We start from the raw sequence: 14643 nt of genomic DNA on the forward strand, positions 1-14643 counted from the left end.
TTTCCTTTATGAGGATTTCCTCATCGGAAATATCCGGTCTGAGTGCTTGTTTTAAGATGTTTTCAAATTCAGTATCATTCATCATAAGGCAGCCTCCAATTTCTTTTTAAGAATCATTTTTGCGCGGCGCAGTCGGCTCTTTACCGTATTTTCTGAAACTTGCAGACAAGTGGCAATTTCTGGAATTTTTAAATCGGCAGAGTAGAATAGTTCGATTACCGTGCGGTACTTTTCCGGTAAATCAAAAACCATTTTTTGCACCAGTGCATTGGTTTCATTTTGCACTACCGTTTGCTCCGGTGTTTTAGTGTCAGCCGAAATAACTTTCAAATTGCCGCTCTCATCCTGTGCTTCATAACTTTCAAAGGATGCCAGCCGCTTTCGCCTTGCATATTTTCTTCTTTGATTTTTCCAGAGGAAGATGGCTACAGACAGCGTGTAACTTTTGAGGTTTTTATCAACATTCAAATGCTGTAATTGTTCCAGCAATTTCAACATCGTATCTTGATAAAGTTCATCCCCCTCTATTTTGCTCGCTGTTGTCATGCGGCAGAATCGAAGGATGTCAGCACCCTGCGCCTGCACATATTCATCAAACTCTTGTTTTGTCACATGAATCTTCCTTTCTTTTGCTCAAAAGACATCTTTCACAAGTATATTGTCATGGGAGGGGAAAAAGTTTCAAGAAAAAACTTTCCCTTTATTTTAGTCAGTGAAAAGTGTACACAAACAAATAAAAAAAGCCCCTTTGTGAGAGAATATATCGCGAAGCGATATCCCGTCTCTGCACAAAGGGACTTTTTTAGTCCTCTAATTTTTTATTAATAAATTCATCCCAGACGCTGTCGTCTTCATCCTCTTCTGCATCGTCCTCATCTTCGACATCGATATCCGACATCTCGGAATCAATAATCTGCTGCAAAACATCGACAAGCTGTTCTAACAGGGCATCATCTTCGACCGGCGCAATTTCTAACTCGGTTTCTCCTTTCCAGTTTGTACTGCCATCAATGGAGAAGAAATAAAACTCACCGGTTTCATTCTCTGCCTCACAAAAAGCACCATAATCCTGTCCATCATATTCAAACACAAACTGAAGTTCACACTCTGTCGTTGTGCCGTCTTCATCTTCCATGGTAAGTGTCAAATCTTCTAATTCTTCATAATTAATATCTGCCATAATTTCCTCCAATTCAGATTTATAATTTGTTTCTTAAACTGTATCATGTTTTTAGCGGAAATGCAACTATTCTGGCACTAACATTGTATTTTAGCCCCTTGCGTCCGTGCCGTCCTCGTTTTATACTATAGGTATGAGCAAAGAAAAGACGATTAAAATATCCGTAAGAAACCTAGTGGAATTTGTTTTCCGCGAGGGAGATATTGTAAGTGGCGGCGCGGGTGTGAGAAATGTAGAGGCAATGCAGCTTGGCAGCCGTATTCACAGAAAAATACAAAAAAGTATGGGCGTTGGATATGAATCCGAGGTTCCTTTATTTACAATACAAAAATTTAAGAGTGCCGAATATGAAGAAGATTTTTCCTTGAAAATTGAAGGGCGTGCGGACGGCATTTTTACCGATGGCGATTTGACAGTGATTGATGAGATTAAGGGCGTGTATCTGCCGGTGCAGGATTTGGAAAAGCCGTTGTTTATCCATCAGGCACAGGCAATGTGCTACGCCTATATCGTGGCAGAAAATGAAAATCTGGATGAAATCGGAGTGCAGCTTACCTATTGTCATCTGGAGACCGAGCAGGTGGTGCGGTTTCGGGAGACTTTTTCACGAATTGAGATTGTACAGTGGTTTCGGAATTTGATGGATGAATATGAAAAATGGGCGGTTTATCAGTATGACTGGAAAAAGCAGAGAGATGCATCCATTACGGAACTTACCTTTCCGTTTTCCTATCGTCCGGGGCAGAAAGAGCTGGCGGCGATGGTTTATCATACGGTGGAAAAAGGAAAGCGGCTGTTTGTTGAAGCGCCGACGGGGGTAGGGAAGACGATTAGTACAGTCTTTCCGGCGGTAAAGGCAATGGGAGAAGAAGTTTGCGATCGGATTTTTTATCTGACGGCAAAAACGATAACAAGAACGGTGGCGGAAGACTGTTTTGAACTGCTTGGAAAACAAAAACTGCTTTTTAAAACCCTAACGATTACTGCAAAGGAAAAAATGTGTGTAATGGACACGGTTTCCTGCAATCCGGGTGAGTGTGAGCGTGCGAAAGGGCATTATAACCGAGTGAATGAGGCGGTTTACGACATGTTAATTCATGAGCATAAAATGAGCCGGGATATGATTGAGAAATATGCCGAAAAACATCAGGTTTGTCCGTTTGAAATGGCGTTGGACGCCGCCCTTTTTGCAGATGCCGTGATTTGTGATTACAACTATGTTTTTGATCCGAATGTGTATCTGCGGAGATTTTTTTCGACTGAGAAAAAAGGAAATATGGTGCTTTTGGTGGATGAGGCACACAATCTTGTGGAGCGCGGCAGGGAAATGTATAGTGCGAGGCTTGTGAAAGAAGATTTTCTTGCAGTAAAGAAGATTGTGAAGGCGATGGAACGACACGAAAAACGTCCGGAAGTACATTATATACTGCGGAAATTTGAAAAATCGCTGGAGGCGGCGAACCGTGTGCTGCTTGCATGGAAAAAAGAGTGCGACGAATTTGAAGTGATTTCGGATGCGGGAATGCTGGAGTTTGCTCTTCTTCGTGTGGCAGGAGATTATGAATTGGTGGCAAAAGAATATCCGGTACTGCCAGAGCGTGACACGATTTTATCGCTTTATTTTGATGTCCGCCGGTTTCTTGCAGTGCTGGAAAAATTTGATGAGAGTGACCGGATTTATCTGGATTATGATGAGGAGCGGAAGTTTCGCATTAAAATCCAGTGCATGGACCCGTCCGGCTGCCTGAAAGAAGTGATGGAACGGGTGCAGAGCACCATCTTTTTCTCGGCGACTCTTTTGCCAATCCGTTACTATAAAGAACAGCTTGGCGGGGAGAAGGAAGATGCCGCGGTTTATGCTAAATCCGTATTTTTACCGGAACAGAGAAAAGTGATGATTGCCCGCGATGTGACGACAAAATATACAAGGCGCGGGGCGACAGAATACGAAAAGATTGCGGCGTACATTGACAGTTTTATCTCAGCAAAGGAGGGAAATTATCTGCTCTTTTTCCCGTCGTACCGTTTTATGGATGAAATTGTAACAAGGCTTCCTAATAGAGAGAATCAGAAGATTCTTGTACAGATGCCCGAAATGCGTGAGCGGGAGAGAGAAGAGTTTTTGGAGGCATTTTCTGAAGAAACAGACAAAAGCGTGATTGGGTGCTGCGTTATGGGAGGCATTTTCAGTGAAGGAATTGATTTGAAAGAAGAATGTCTGATTGGCGCGGTCGTAGTAGGAACCGGGATTCCAATGGTTTGCCATGAAAGGGAGTTGTTCAAGGATTATTACGAGGAGAAAAAAGGGGATGGGTTTTCGTATGCCTATTTGTATCCGGCAGTAAATAAAGTGTTTCAGGCGGGTGGACGAGTGATTCGTACAATAAACGACAAAGGGGCAATTCTTCTTTTGGATGAGCGGTTTATGCAAAAGCAGTATCAGGATTTGTTCCCGAGGGAATGGTACCCATTTGATGTTGTGAATTGTGAAAAGATGAAAGAACTGCTTGCAGAGTTTTGGCAGGAATAAAAACGACGGATTCCATATTCTTTGGAGTCCGCCATAATTTTAGTATGCATTTTTATTTACGAAACCTTTGAAAATTGTCAGGAATAAAATTTTAATATCCAGTCCTAACGTCCAGTTTTCAATGTAATACAAATCACAGTCGATTCGCATGCGGATGGATGTATCACCGCGGTAGCCGTTTACCTGCGCCCAGCCGGTGATGCCCGGACGAACCTGATGTTTAATCATGTAACGAGGAATTTCTTCCTTAAATTTTTCCACAAAGAACGGACGCTCCGGTCTTGGTCCGACAAGGCTCATATCGCCTTTTAACACATTGAAAAACTGTGGTAATTCATCCAAACTGGTTTTTCGGATGAATTTGCCAATTGGTGTTACGCGGGGGTCGTTCTGCACCGTCCATGCCTGTTTTTCTTTTGAGGCGTCCTGCACTTCCATTGAGCGGAACTTAAACATTTTAAACGGCTTATTGTGAAGACCAACACGCTCCTGCTTGAAAATAAGAGGTCCCGGCGATGTGATTTTAATAATCGCTGCCACCACTGCCATCGGAATGGAGAACAGGATAATTAAAAGCAGCGCACCTACAATATCAATTGCACGCTTGCAAAAACGGTTAAACGAGTTTGAAAGCGGAATATTTCTCACGTGGATGACCGGCAGTCCATCCAAATCTTCGGTATACGGACGGGTTGGAATGATATTGTTGTAATCCGGAATAAACTTTGTGTGAACGCCGGATTTTTCTGTTACGGCAACAATCCCTTCCAGACTGTCGTAGTGGTCGATGCTCAGCGTAATTGCTGTTTCATCGTAATCATTTTCGGACAGCATTTTCTCTAACTCGTCTACTCGCCCAATCACATGAATGTCGCGGTAAGAATAGCCAAGCGGTTTATGGTTGTCCAAAATACCATGAATGGAAATACCCCATTCGGGATGTGCCAATAGTCTGTCGATGTAACCTTCTGCGGCACGGCTGTAACCGATTAATAAAATATGTTTGTGGTTCATTCCTTTTCTGCGAATCTTGCGAAGAAGTGTTGTCGTGCAAAAACGGAATAAAACTTCCAGTATAAAATTCAGCGTAACAAAAATAATAATAAACAAACGGGCGTAAGTACCATTGCGAATAAAAAACAGAAAGGCAACGCAGTAGAGAATTCCTACAACATTGGATTTTAAAATGTTAAAAATTTCTGATTTTCTGCTCTTGGTACGTTTGGGGTCATACAAGTGGAAAAAATAATAGGAAACGAGGTAACAAGGAATCAGCATAATCAAAATTTGCATGTAATCCTTTAACGAGCCGTAAATACCGACCGGTTCCTCAATCCATTCCCACCGAATTAAAATGCTATCGTTGCTAAAGCGCAGGTAATATGCGCGGATGAACGAAAATACAATAATTGCCGTGTCTATTAATATACGAAAAAGATTTAGGAGTTTTTGATTTCCCTTAATCAAATCAATCCAGTCCTTTCTATTTATAGTTTAGTATGTCCATAAGTATAAATAGTATATCTCATTTTTGCCTTTTTCACAAGAAAAATGTCAGCGGCTTTTTTATTTTCGCAATTTACCGGGAAGGATTGCTACTCATGTGCCGCTCCCGCTTAAGGTACGCGCAGAGGTATCGATATGCAAAATTCGCATATCAGATACCTGCGTGTACCTAGCACATTCTTTGCAATCCTTCCCGGTAAACTGCTGGAATATTAAAAAAGGCACTTGACAGCATTAAGTAGGAAGGGGTGGAGAGGTGCAAAAACACATTTAATGGTTTTTTAATTTGCACAGAACAACGCTTTTGGCTTGATTTGGCTCATAAGGTTGCATTTCAGCCGTGTTATTCGAGTTTGGCAGGACAAATTCGTGGATAAATGCAACTTTTTCTCTTAATTGTAGTCGTTTTGGTTGCATGATTTTGAAAAAAATTTAAAATCATGCAACGTTTTTGGGAGTTTGTAAGGATTTTGGTTGCATAACCTTCCTGCCGCCACATCAGAGCTATTTGATTGCTTATAGATGATTTATAACATTTGTGGATTGTGGGTACAAATTCGTGGGTATCCGGCATGTGTATTTTACATGCCGATACCCTTACGCAATTTGTCAAGCGAGAGCGCCCACAAGACGCAAATATTATAAATCATTCACATTCTCAACACAATTACTGTCTATAATAAACCTAACTTAAGACGAAAGGAAGTTTTAGCATGGACGAAAACAACATGGGAAATAACAATAGCATAGAAAATAACAACGATGCCAATGGATTTGTCATGGTTGACAATCCGGCACCACAGGCTTCACAGGAACCACAGGAGCCGCAGACTGAGAACCAGAATCAGAACCAGCCGGTGCAGCCGGAGCCGGAACCGGCACAGCAGCAGAATACCTATTATGAGCAGCCGGTGCAGCCGTCACCGATGCCATCTGAAGATAATACGTACCGTTTCCAGAATGTTGAAGCGCAGAATGTGAAAAAGAAAAAAGAAAAGAAAGCAAAAAAAGGAATGTCAATTCCTAAAATTTTAGTCAGTGCAGTTTTATTTGGCGTGATTGCAGCGGGATGTTTCTTTGGAGTAAATAAGGGCTTATCTGATTTGTTCGGAACAAAGAGCGAGATTCAGGGCGTGGATAACAGTTCCAATAATGGTGTTGCCCTGACAACGGTATCCGGTTCAGCAGCTACGGTTGCCGATGTGTCCGGTATCGTGGAAAAGGTTATGCCATCGATTGTTGCGATTACAGAGAAGAGTACCCAGACTTCTTACTTTGGACAGACTTATTCTTCCGAGGGAGCAGGTTCCGGATTTATTGTAAAGCAGGATAATGACCAACTCTTGATTGTGACAAATAACCACGTTGTAGCTGATGCGGATAAAATTTCAGTTACTTTTAACGATAATGAGGTAGCGGATGCGATGGTAAAAGGAACAAGTGAGTCGAATGACCTTGCGGTTATTACCGTTAAATTAAGTTCCCTCAAAGAATCCACGAAGAAAAGTATTCGCGTTGCTTCCTTAGGAAATTCAGATCAGGCGAAAGTCGGACAGATGGTAATTGCCATCGGAAATGCTCTTGGTTATGGACAGTCTGTAACTGTTGGCTATCTGAGTGCGAAAAACCGTGAAGTGTCTGCATCGGATGGAAGCGGAAAGAGTACGACGCAGGTTTTGATGCAGACAGATGCAGCGATTAATCCAGGTAACAGTGGTGGTGCTTTGATTGATACAAACGGAAATGTAATCGGTATCAACTCGTCCAAATATTTCTCCTACGGTTCAACAAATGTTGAAGGTATGGGATATGCGATCCCGATGAGTGATGCAGTTTCTGTTATCAATGACTTGATGGACCGCGAAGTTTTGAAAGACAGCGAAAAAGGTTATCTGGGTATTACCGGAAGAGACATTTCAGAAAGTGTAAGCAAAGCATATGGTATTCCGGTTGGAGTGTATGTTGCTGCAGTATCCGATACCGGTGCTGCTTATAAGGCTGGCATTAAACAGGGCGATGTTATTACCAAGATTGGTGACCAGACGGTTAAGACCATTCAGGAAGTACAGGAAAAGGTAAACAGTACAAAAGCCGGTACGACCATTAAAGTTACCGTTCAGCGAAGCAACGACGGAACTTATAAAGCGAAACAAGTAGATGTTGTGCTCAAAGGTAAAGATACATTAGATGGATTGGATGATGGTTCGACACAACAGCAAAATGATTCCGGTCAGAATTATAATAACGATAATTATAACAACAATTATGATAATGACAATTCTCAGGTAGTACCTTGGGGCGGAAGTATTTACTAATTGAGTGAAATCGGGTATAATAAGTCCCACCGCATATTTGTGCGGTGGGATTTGTGCTAAAAATGGAGGAAACTATGAGTGAAGAAATAAAAGAGATGAATCCGGATGATAAGAATCATAAAAAGGATTCCGATGGTTACGAAAAAATTTGTTATTTGTGCCATCGTCCGGAAAGTAAAGTAGATAAAATGATTACCATTCCGAATCAAATTACAATTTGTTCGGATTGTATGCAGAAAACGTTCGACCAGATAGGAATGCAGGGAATGCCAAGTTTTCCGGGAATGGATATGATGAATCTTGGCAGTATGGGTTTAGAGCCACCGAATGAATTTCAGGAGCGCCATCAGGTGAAAACGAAAAAGAAGAAAAAACAGGAAAAACCGGCACTGGATATTAACAAACTTCCGGCACCTCACGTCATTAAAGGAAACCTGGATGAATATGTGATGGGGCAGGAGCAGGCAAAGAAAGTGCTGTCTGTTGGCGTTTATAATCATTATAAGCGTGTGCTTGCCGAGCAGACCGATGACGGTGTGGAAATTGAAAAGTCGAATATGCTGATGTTAGGACCAACCGGAAGTGGAAAAACATTTATGGTTAAGACGATGGCGCGCCTTTTGCAGGTACCGCTTGCGATTACAGATGCCACAGCATTAACAGAAGCCGGTTATATTGGCGATGATGTAGAAAGTGTTATTTCCAAACTTCTTGCCAATGCAGATAACGATGTAGAATTGGCAGAGCGGGGTATTGTTTATATCGATGAAATTGATAAAATTGCGAAAAAGCAGAACACCAATAACCGCGATGTAAGTGGAGAATCAGTGCAGCAGGCACTTTTGAAATTGTTGGAGGGTGCCGATGTGGAAGTGCCGGTTGGCGCAACCAATAAAAATGCAATGGTTCCGATGACAACGGTGAACACGAGCAACATTTTATTTATCTGTGGTGGAGCTTTTCCGGGGCTTGAAGACATCATAAAAAAACGTCTTACCAGTCAGGGAACGATTGGATTTGGTTCGGAACTTCGGGATAAGTATGACCATGAGAAAGATTTGTTCCGTTTAGTAGAAACCGAAGATATCCGCGAGTATGGCTTGATTCCGGAGTTTATCGGACGTCTGCCGATTGTATTTTCCTTACAGGCAATGGATGAGGAATTGTTAGTTCAGGTGCTGCAAAAACCGAAAAATGCTATTTTGAAACAGTATCGCAAACTTTTGCAGATGGATGAAGTGGATTTGGAATTTGAGGATGATGCCATGATGGCGGTAGCGAAAAAAGCAGCGGCAAAGAAGACCGGTGCCAGAGCACTCCGTTCCATTATCGAGGAATTTATGATGGATATTATGTATGAAATTCCGAAAGATGAAATGATTGGCAAAGTTATCATTACCAAAGATTATATTGAAGGAAAAGGTTCTCCTACCATTTTGATGCGAAGTAATGGCTGATGGATAAAAGTAAGACCTTCTGCGTAAGATGAAACAAAGCGCAGGAGGTTTTTTTATGCAGTGCAGGGAAGCAGTTTTTGCAGAGGATGTTCTCATTTACGTTGTGGATAATTACCGTGGTGAGGGGTATGTAAGGGAAGTGTACAACCCGGACTGTTATATTCGGCTGGATGACAGGCAGGCAATTATTTACCAGCAGGTTCAAAATGTAAATGGTGAGGCGATACAAAAATATGGTTTTTCAGCAATTCCAAATGTCTTTGGTCTGATGAGTGAAGAAGCGCTGGAAGCCAGTGGTGTGCTTCGCATTCGCAGGCAGCCGTCCCTTGATTTATATGGACAGGGTGTACTGATTGGGATTGTGGACACCGGAATTGATTTTACACATAAGGCATTTGTGGCGGCGGATGGAACTTCAAGGATTGTGTCAATCTGGGATCAGAGTGTAGAAGAAGGGGTTGGAAATGAAAAATTTCCGTACGGACGGATGTATTCAAGGGAGCAGCTGAATCAGGCACTTTCGTCGGAAAATCCGTTTGAAATTGTGCCAAGTCAGGATGAGATTGGTCACGGAACATTTATGGCGGGGGTAGCGGCAGGAAACGAGAACCGGGCCGAAGAATTTTCCGGGGTGGCACCATTATCTGAATTGGTTGTTGTTAAATGCCGTCAGGCGAATGAAAGTTATCGAAATTATTATAGAATCCCGTCGGATGTGCCAGCTTATCTGGAAAGTGATGTGATGACCGGGCTTGCTTATTTACTTTCCGTGGCGGCGCAGGAGAGAAAGCCAATCATTCTCTGCCTTGGTATGGGCAGCAGTATGGGAAACCACAACGGAAGTACAGCGCTTGGCGTTTATTTGAACCGGTATTTGTCGGTAGGCAGTGTGGCAATTGTAACGTGTGTGGGGAATGAGGGAAATACAAGACATCATCACACAATACGCCGCAAAGAAGATACGATAGATATCAGTGTATCCGCAAATATGAATGGATTTATGGGGCAGTTGTGGTGGCAGACGCCGGGAAACTTGTCGGTGGATGTCATTTCACCGAGCGGGGAGACAATTCGCGAAATCCGTGCGGTTTCAGGAATCCGCTATGAGCATCGGTTTGTGCCGGAAAATACAACGGTCGAAATTTATTTTGGTGTAGCGCAGGAACTGACGAGAGAGCAGGTTGTCGTTTTTCGCTTTCAGAATCCAACGACCGGAATTTGGAAAGTGCGAACACAGTTTGATTATGAAGTTCCTAATTTTTCCATGTGGCTTCCGATTCAGCAGTTTTTGGAAAAGGAAGTTGTATTTTTAGATTCGGACCCCGATATGACGGCTACAAATCCATCGACAACGCCATTTGTGACGGGAGTGTCGGCATACGACGTAAGAGATGGTGCCCTGTATCTGCGGGCAGGGCGTGGTTTTACTCCTTTTGGCTACATTAAGCCGGAAGTTGTTGCACCCGGCGTGGAACTGACGGGAACGTATCCGGGAAACCGATATGGCACAATGACGGGAACAAGTGTAGCAGCGGCTTTTGTAGCAGGAATCAGCGCACTTTTTATGCAGGAATATGCAGATGACGGTGCAAACAGTAATACGGTGCGTGAGGCGCTCATCCGGGGGGCCGTGCCAAGAGGAGAACCCTATCCGAATACCGAGTGGGGTTATGGCATTGTTGATGCGTACCGGAGTATAACAGACTATTGACGGCAGAGGGTGAAAGGAGTATATTTAGGGAGAAAAAAAGAGGAGGGTACCAATGAAAGCTTGGGAAGAAAATATCCGAAAGGTTGTTCCTTATATTCCGGGTGAACAGCCTCAGGTAAAAGATATTATAAAGTTAAATACAAACGAAAATCCATATCCGCCGTCACCGGGGGTAAAAAAGGCTCACGAAGAAATGGAAGTTTCACGGTTTGCCCTATATCCGGATCCGGCAGCAAAAGAATTAGTGACAGCACTTGAATCGTATCATGGACTGGATGCCGGACAGGTATTTGTCGGTGTTGGTTCAGATGATGTTCTGGCACTTGCATTTCTTACGTTTTTTAATTCCGATAAGCCGATTCTCTTCCCGGATGTTACATATTCGTTTTATCCTGTTTGGGCTAATGTTTACCGGATTCCGTACGAGTGTCCAAAGCTGACAGACGATTTCCGAATTTGTCCGGATGATTATAAAAAAGAAAATGGCGGCGTTGTTATTGCAAACCCGAATGCCCCGACCTCTCTTGCGTTAAGCCGGGATGAAATCGAGGAAATTATTGCGGCAAATCAGGATGTCATTGTGATTGTGGATGAAGCTTATATTGACTTTGGCGGAGAGAGCGCACTTTCGCTTCTGCCAAAATATGAAAATCTGCTTGTTGTGCGCACATATTCGAAATCACGTTCCATGGCAGGTATGCGTATCGGTTATGCGATGGGAAATAAACGTTTGATTCAGGCAATGACTGATGTTAAAGAGTCAATTAACTCGTATACGATGACGAGAGAATCTATTGCGTTGGGGGCGGCTTCTCTTGCTGATGAGGAGTATTTTCAGGAAAAGAAACAAATGGTGGTTGCAACTCGTGAGCGGACAAAAGAAGAATTGAGACGCCGTGGATTTGAGGTGCTTGATTCCAGCACAAATTTTTTGTTTGCAAAACCGAATTCAGTGGATGCCGGCTGGTTATTTGAAGAACTGAAAAAAGAAAAAATCTTCGTTCGTCATTTTAATGGGGAGCGGATTAAGGATTATCTCAGAATCTCGATTGGAACAGATGAACAGATGGATTGTCTGCTGCAGGCAATCGACCGTATTATGGCATAAAAAGAACGAAAGATTGGCACGACAGAGCGACCAAAGAAAAAAGTCTTAATTTTTTTGAGAAATTAGTTGACAAGCAGGTGGTTCTATAATATAATAGGTCTTGCGTCACGGCTCAGAGACGCTGGAAAGACACAAAAATATGTGTTCAATCCGGGGTGTGGCTCAGCTTGGCTAGAGCGCTTGATTTGGGATCAAGAGGCCGCAGGTTCGAATCCTGTCACCCCGACTGCGACTGTTTTATACAGTCGCTTAATTGTATAAAAAACCCTATGCGGGTGTAGTTCAATGGTAGAACACTAGCCTTCCAAGCTAGATACGTGGGTTCGATTCCCATCACCCGCTTTTGTGGTGCAAACAGCATTGCTACGTGTCAGTAGCTCAGTTGGATAGAGCAACGGCCTTCTAAGCCGTGGGTCGGGGGTTCGAATCCCTCCTGACACGCTGTAGGAAATGCCGTATGCGGCTTATCCTTTATGGTGGGTATAGCGCAGTTGGTTAGCGCGTCAGATTGTGGCTCTGAAGGCCGTGGGTTCGAATCCCATTACCCACCCTTCCCTTTACGGGATGTTGGGCTATCGCCAAGGGGTAAGGCATAGGACTTTGACTCCTACATTCGCTGGTTCAAATCCAGCTAGCCCAGTTATTAATAGGACTTGACTTCTAAGTGAAACGCTTGGAAGTGGGTCCTTTTTTTGGTGTTATATATTCTTTTTCTTTTCAAATTAAGGAACAACAGGAAGTTCCCGCATGGGCGCTTTCGCTCGTTAAGCACGTAGCGGTATGGGATTGTCAGAAAAACACCTGACAACCCTCATACCGACGTGCTTAAAACCCATGCGGGAAGCTTCCTATTGTTCCTAAGTTTGATAACAAAAAGATTAGTAATCATTACGGGAAAAATGTAGAGTTAGTTTCATTGAAGATGTGTGTGCAGGGCAGGTATGTGTAAATAGTTGTTGCTAATCTTTTAAGAATTCCAGTGATTTGTTTAAGAAAAGATTTGTATCACGTGGGTACAAATGCGCAAGTATCTGGCATGCGTAGTTGGCATGCCGATACTTCTGCGTATTTGTCTTAGCGGGAGCGCCCACGTGATGCAAACTTTTCTTAACAAAACACGGAATCTAAAAAAATAGCAGCAATTAATTACCCATCTGTCGTCACCGCTTATTGAAAAACCAATCCAATTGTGTTATCCTATATTATATGGGGTTACAAAGGAAAGGAGAAAGTCTAAATTGTTACTATCAGAATTAGAGCAGGGGGCTAAGGTTTTACTACTGCTTACGATTGATGGCAAACATTTTGAGTTTGAGACAATCGTGCAGGGAAAGCACAAGCATGATGTTTTGTTTGAGCCGATTCGCAAAGACCAGAAAATTTTGAATGTTCAGAGCGACCAGGTTGATGTAGACATTATGTATATGCGTGAAGATGACAAACCGATTTTGTGGAAAGAGGCGAAGATGGATTGTATTCGCCACAAACACAAGATTTATTATGCATCCGAGGCAGCGAATGAAGGTCGTGAGTACAACCGGCGAGGAGCATACAGATTGTATATCGGAGAAGAAATTCACGCAAGAATTGGGCATAGCGGGCGTGAAAAAATCGTTCATCTCAAAGATTTAAGCAACACCGGATTTGCCTTTATTTACAAGGAAGAATTAAAGGACGCAGATGGTGCATTCGTCTATATGACATACATGGCGCAGTACGAAAAAAAAGTTACGGAAATTGCCTTGTTTGGAAAAATCGTAAGGACGATGCCGCTTGACGATGGACGTTTTTTGTACGGATGTGCTCTAATGAAGAAAAATGAGATGATTGGGCATTATATTAATCAAAAGCAAATGGAACAGCTGGCGAAGAAAAATGAACGTTTAAAAAATAAAACAGCGAAAAACTTCCCATCTGTCTAAATAAATGAAAACGGAGGAATTTATTATGTTAGTTTCAGCAGAGGAAATGTTAACCAAAGCAAAAGCAGGAAAATATGCGGTTGGCCAGTTTAATATCAACAACCTTGAGTGGACGAAGGCAATCCTTCTTACAGCTCAGGAATTAAATTCACCGGTTATTCTTGGTGTGTCCGAAGGTGCCGGAAAGTACATGTGCGGTTATAAAACTGTTGTTGGTATGGTAAATGGAATGCTTGAGGAATTGAACATCACAGTTCCGGTTGCTCTTCACCTTGACCACGGCAGTTATGAAGGCGCAAAAGCTTGTATCGAGGCAGGATTTTCATCCATCATGTTCGATGGTTCTCATTATCCGATTGAGGAAAACGTTGAGAAAACAAAAGAACTGGTAGGAATCTGCAAAGAAAAAGGATTGTCTATTGAAGCAGAAGTTGGTTCAATCGGCGGTGAAGAAGATGGTGTCATTGGTGCCGGCGAGTGTGCAGATCCGAACGAATGTAAGATGGTTGCTGACCTTGGTGTTACCATGTTAGCAGCAGGAATTGGTAATATCCATGGTAAATATCCGAAAAACTGGGCAGGACTCAGCTTTGAGACGTTGGCTGCTGTTCAGGAGAAAACAGGAACGATGCCGCTTGTACTTCATGGTGGTACCGGAATTCCGGAAGATATGATTAAGAAAGCAATCTCTCTTGGTGTATCTAAGATTAACGTAAACACAGAGTGCCAGCTTGCGTTCCAGGAAGCAACACGTGCTTACATTGAAGCAGGCAAAGATTTGGAAGGTAAAGGTTTTGACCCACGTAAACTGCTTGCTCCGGGTACAGAAGCAATCAAAGCAACAGTAAAAGAAAAAATGGAATTATTTGGTTCAGTTGGAAAAGCCTGACATTAAATTTTTGCATAAAAAATCA

Annotated in this window: 10 protein-coding genes and 5 tRNA genes; 12 read left to right on the forward strand and 3 right to left on the reverse strand. The window is 42.7% G+C overall.

The window, feature by feature from the left end:
- Window positions 1-81: 81 nt before the first annotated feature.
- Both DW019_RS05615 and DW019_RS05620 read right to left on the reverse strand, forming a co-directional pair.
- A complete protein-coding gene (locus DW019_RS05615; protein ID WP_182431055.1) occupies window positions 82-612 on the reverse strand; it encodes a sigma-70 family RNA polymerase sigma factor in 531 nt (176 codons plus the stop codon).
- A 190-nt stretch (window positions 613-802) separates the two neighbouring features.
- Complete coding sequence (locus DW019_RS05620) at window positions 803-1180, reverse strand: DUF1292 domain-containing protein (protein ID WP_022377591.1); 378 nt, start codon at window positions 1178-1180, stop codon at window positions 803-805.
- 133 nt (window positions 1181-1313) lie between these two features.
- Between DW019_RS05620 and DW019_RS05625 the strand changes: the two genes are divergently transcribed.
- On the forward strand, window positions 1314-3710 hold the full coding sequence (locus DW019_RS05625) for an ATP-dependent DNA helicase (RefSeq protein ID WP_118442776.1): 2397 nt from the start codon (window positions 1314-1316) through the stop codon (window positions 3708-3710).
- Between the two features lie 39 nt (window positions 3711-3749).
- Here the strand turns inward: DW019_RS05625 and DW019_RS05630 are convergent, their stop codons facing one another.
- A complete protein-coding gene (locus tag DW019_RS05630) occupies window positions 3750-5177 on the reverse strand; it encodes an undecaprenyl-phosphate glucose phosphotransferase (protein ID WP_022377593.1) in 1428 nt (475 codons plus the stop codon).
- Between the two features lie 752 nt (window positions 5178-5929).
- Here DW019_RS05630 and DW019_RS05635 point away from each other — a divergent pair.
- From DW019_RS05635 to fba, 11 genes are all read left to right on the forward strand, one after another.
- Window positions 5930-7531, forward strand: a complete 1602-nt coding sequence (locus DW019_RS05635) for a trypsin-like peptidase domain-containing protein (protein ID WP_118442777.1) — start codon at window positions 5930-5932, stop codon at window positions 7529-7531.
- Window positions 7532-7605: 74 nt separating this feature from the next.
- Entirely contained in the window at window positions 7606-8988 is a 1383-nt protein-coding gene (clpX, locus tag DW019_RS05640; protein ID WP_243024105.1) for an ATP-dependent Clp protease ATP-binding subunit ClpX, read from the forward strand.
- Between the two features lie 55 nt (window positions 8989-9043).
- Entirely contained in the window at window positions 9044-10699 is a 1656-nt protein-coding gene (locus DW019_RS05645) for a S8 family peptidase (RefSeq protein ID WP_182431056.1), read from the forward strand.
- Between the two features lie 52 nt (window positions 10700-10751).
- The gene (gene hisC, locus DW019_RS05650) at window positions 10752-11807 is read left to right on the forward strand and encodes a histidinol-phosphate transaminase (protein ID WP_118442780.1); all 1056 of its coding nucleotides are present in this window, start codon (window positions 10752-10754) and stop codon (window positions 11805-11807) included.
- 151 nt (window positions 11808-11958) lie between these two features.
- Window positions 11959-12033, forward strand: a tRNA-Pro gene (locus DW019_RS05655).
- Window positions 12034-12078: 45 nt separating this feature from the next.
- A tRNA-Gly gene (locus DW019_RS05660) sits at window positions 12079-12149 on the forward strand.
- 25 nt (window positions 12150-12174) lie between these two features.
- A tRNA-Arg gene (locus DW019_RS05665) sits at window positions 12175-12248 on the forward strand.
- Window positions 12249-12283: 35 nt separating this feature from the next.
- Window positions 12284-12357 (forward strand) — tRNA-His (locus DW019_RS05670).
- An 18-nt stretch (window positions 12358-12375) separates the two neighbouring features.
- Window positions 12376-12447 (forward strand) — tRNA-Gln (locus tag DW019_RS05675).
- 598 nt (window positions 12448-13045) lie between these two features.
- Window positions 13046-13729 carry a PilZ domain-containing protein gene (locus DW019_RS05680; protein WP_117478686.1) on the forward strand — a complete coding sequence of 228 codons (684 nt, stop codon included), beginning with the start codon at window positions 13046-13048 and terminating at the stop codon, window positions 13727-13729.
- A gap of 25 nt (window positions 13730-13754) precedes the next feature.
- Window positions 13755-14618, forward strand: a complete 864-nt coding sequence (gene fba, locus DW019_RS05685; protein ID WP_022376098.1) for a class II fructose-1,6-bisphosphate aldolase — start codon at window positions 13755-13757, stop codon at window positions 14616-14618.
- Window positions 14619-14643 lie beyond the last annotated feature (25 nt).

It is taken from the genome of Clostridium sp. AF37-5 (assembly GCF_003477605.1).
GTDB lineage: Bacteria > Bacillota > Clostridia > Lachnospirales > Lachnospiraceae > Eubacterium_F.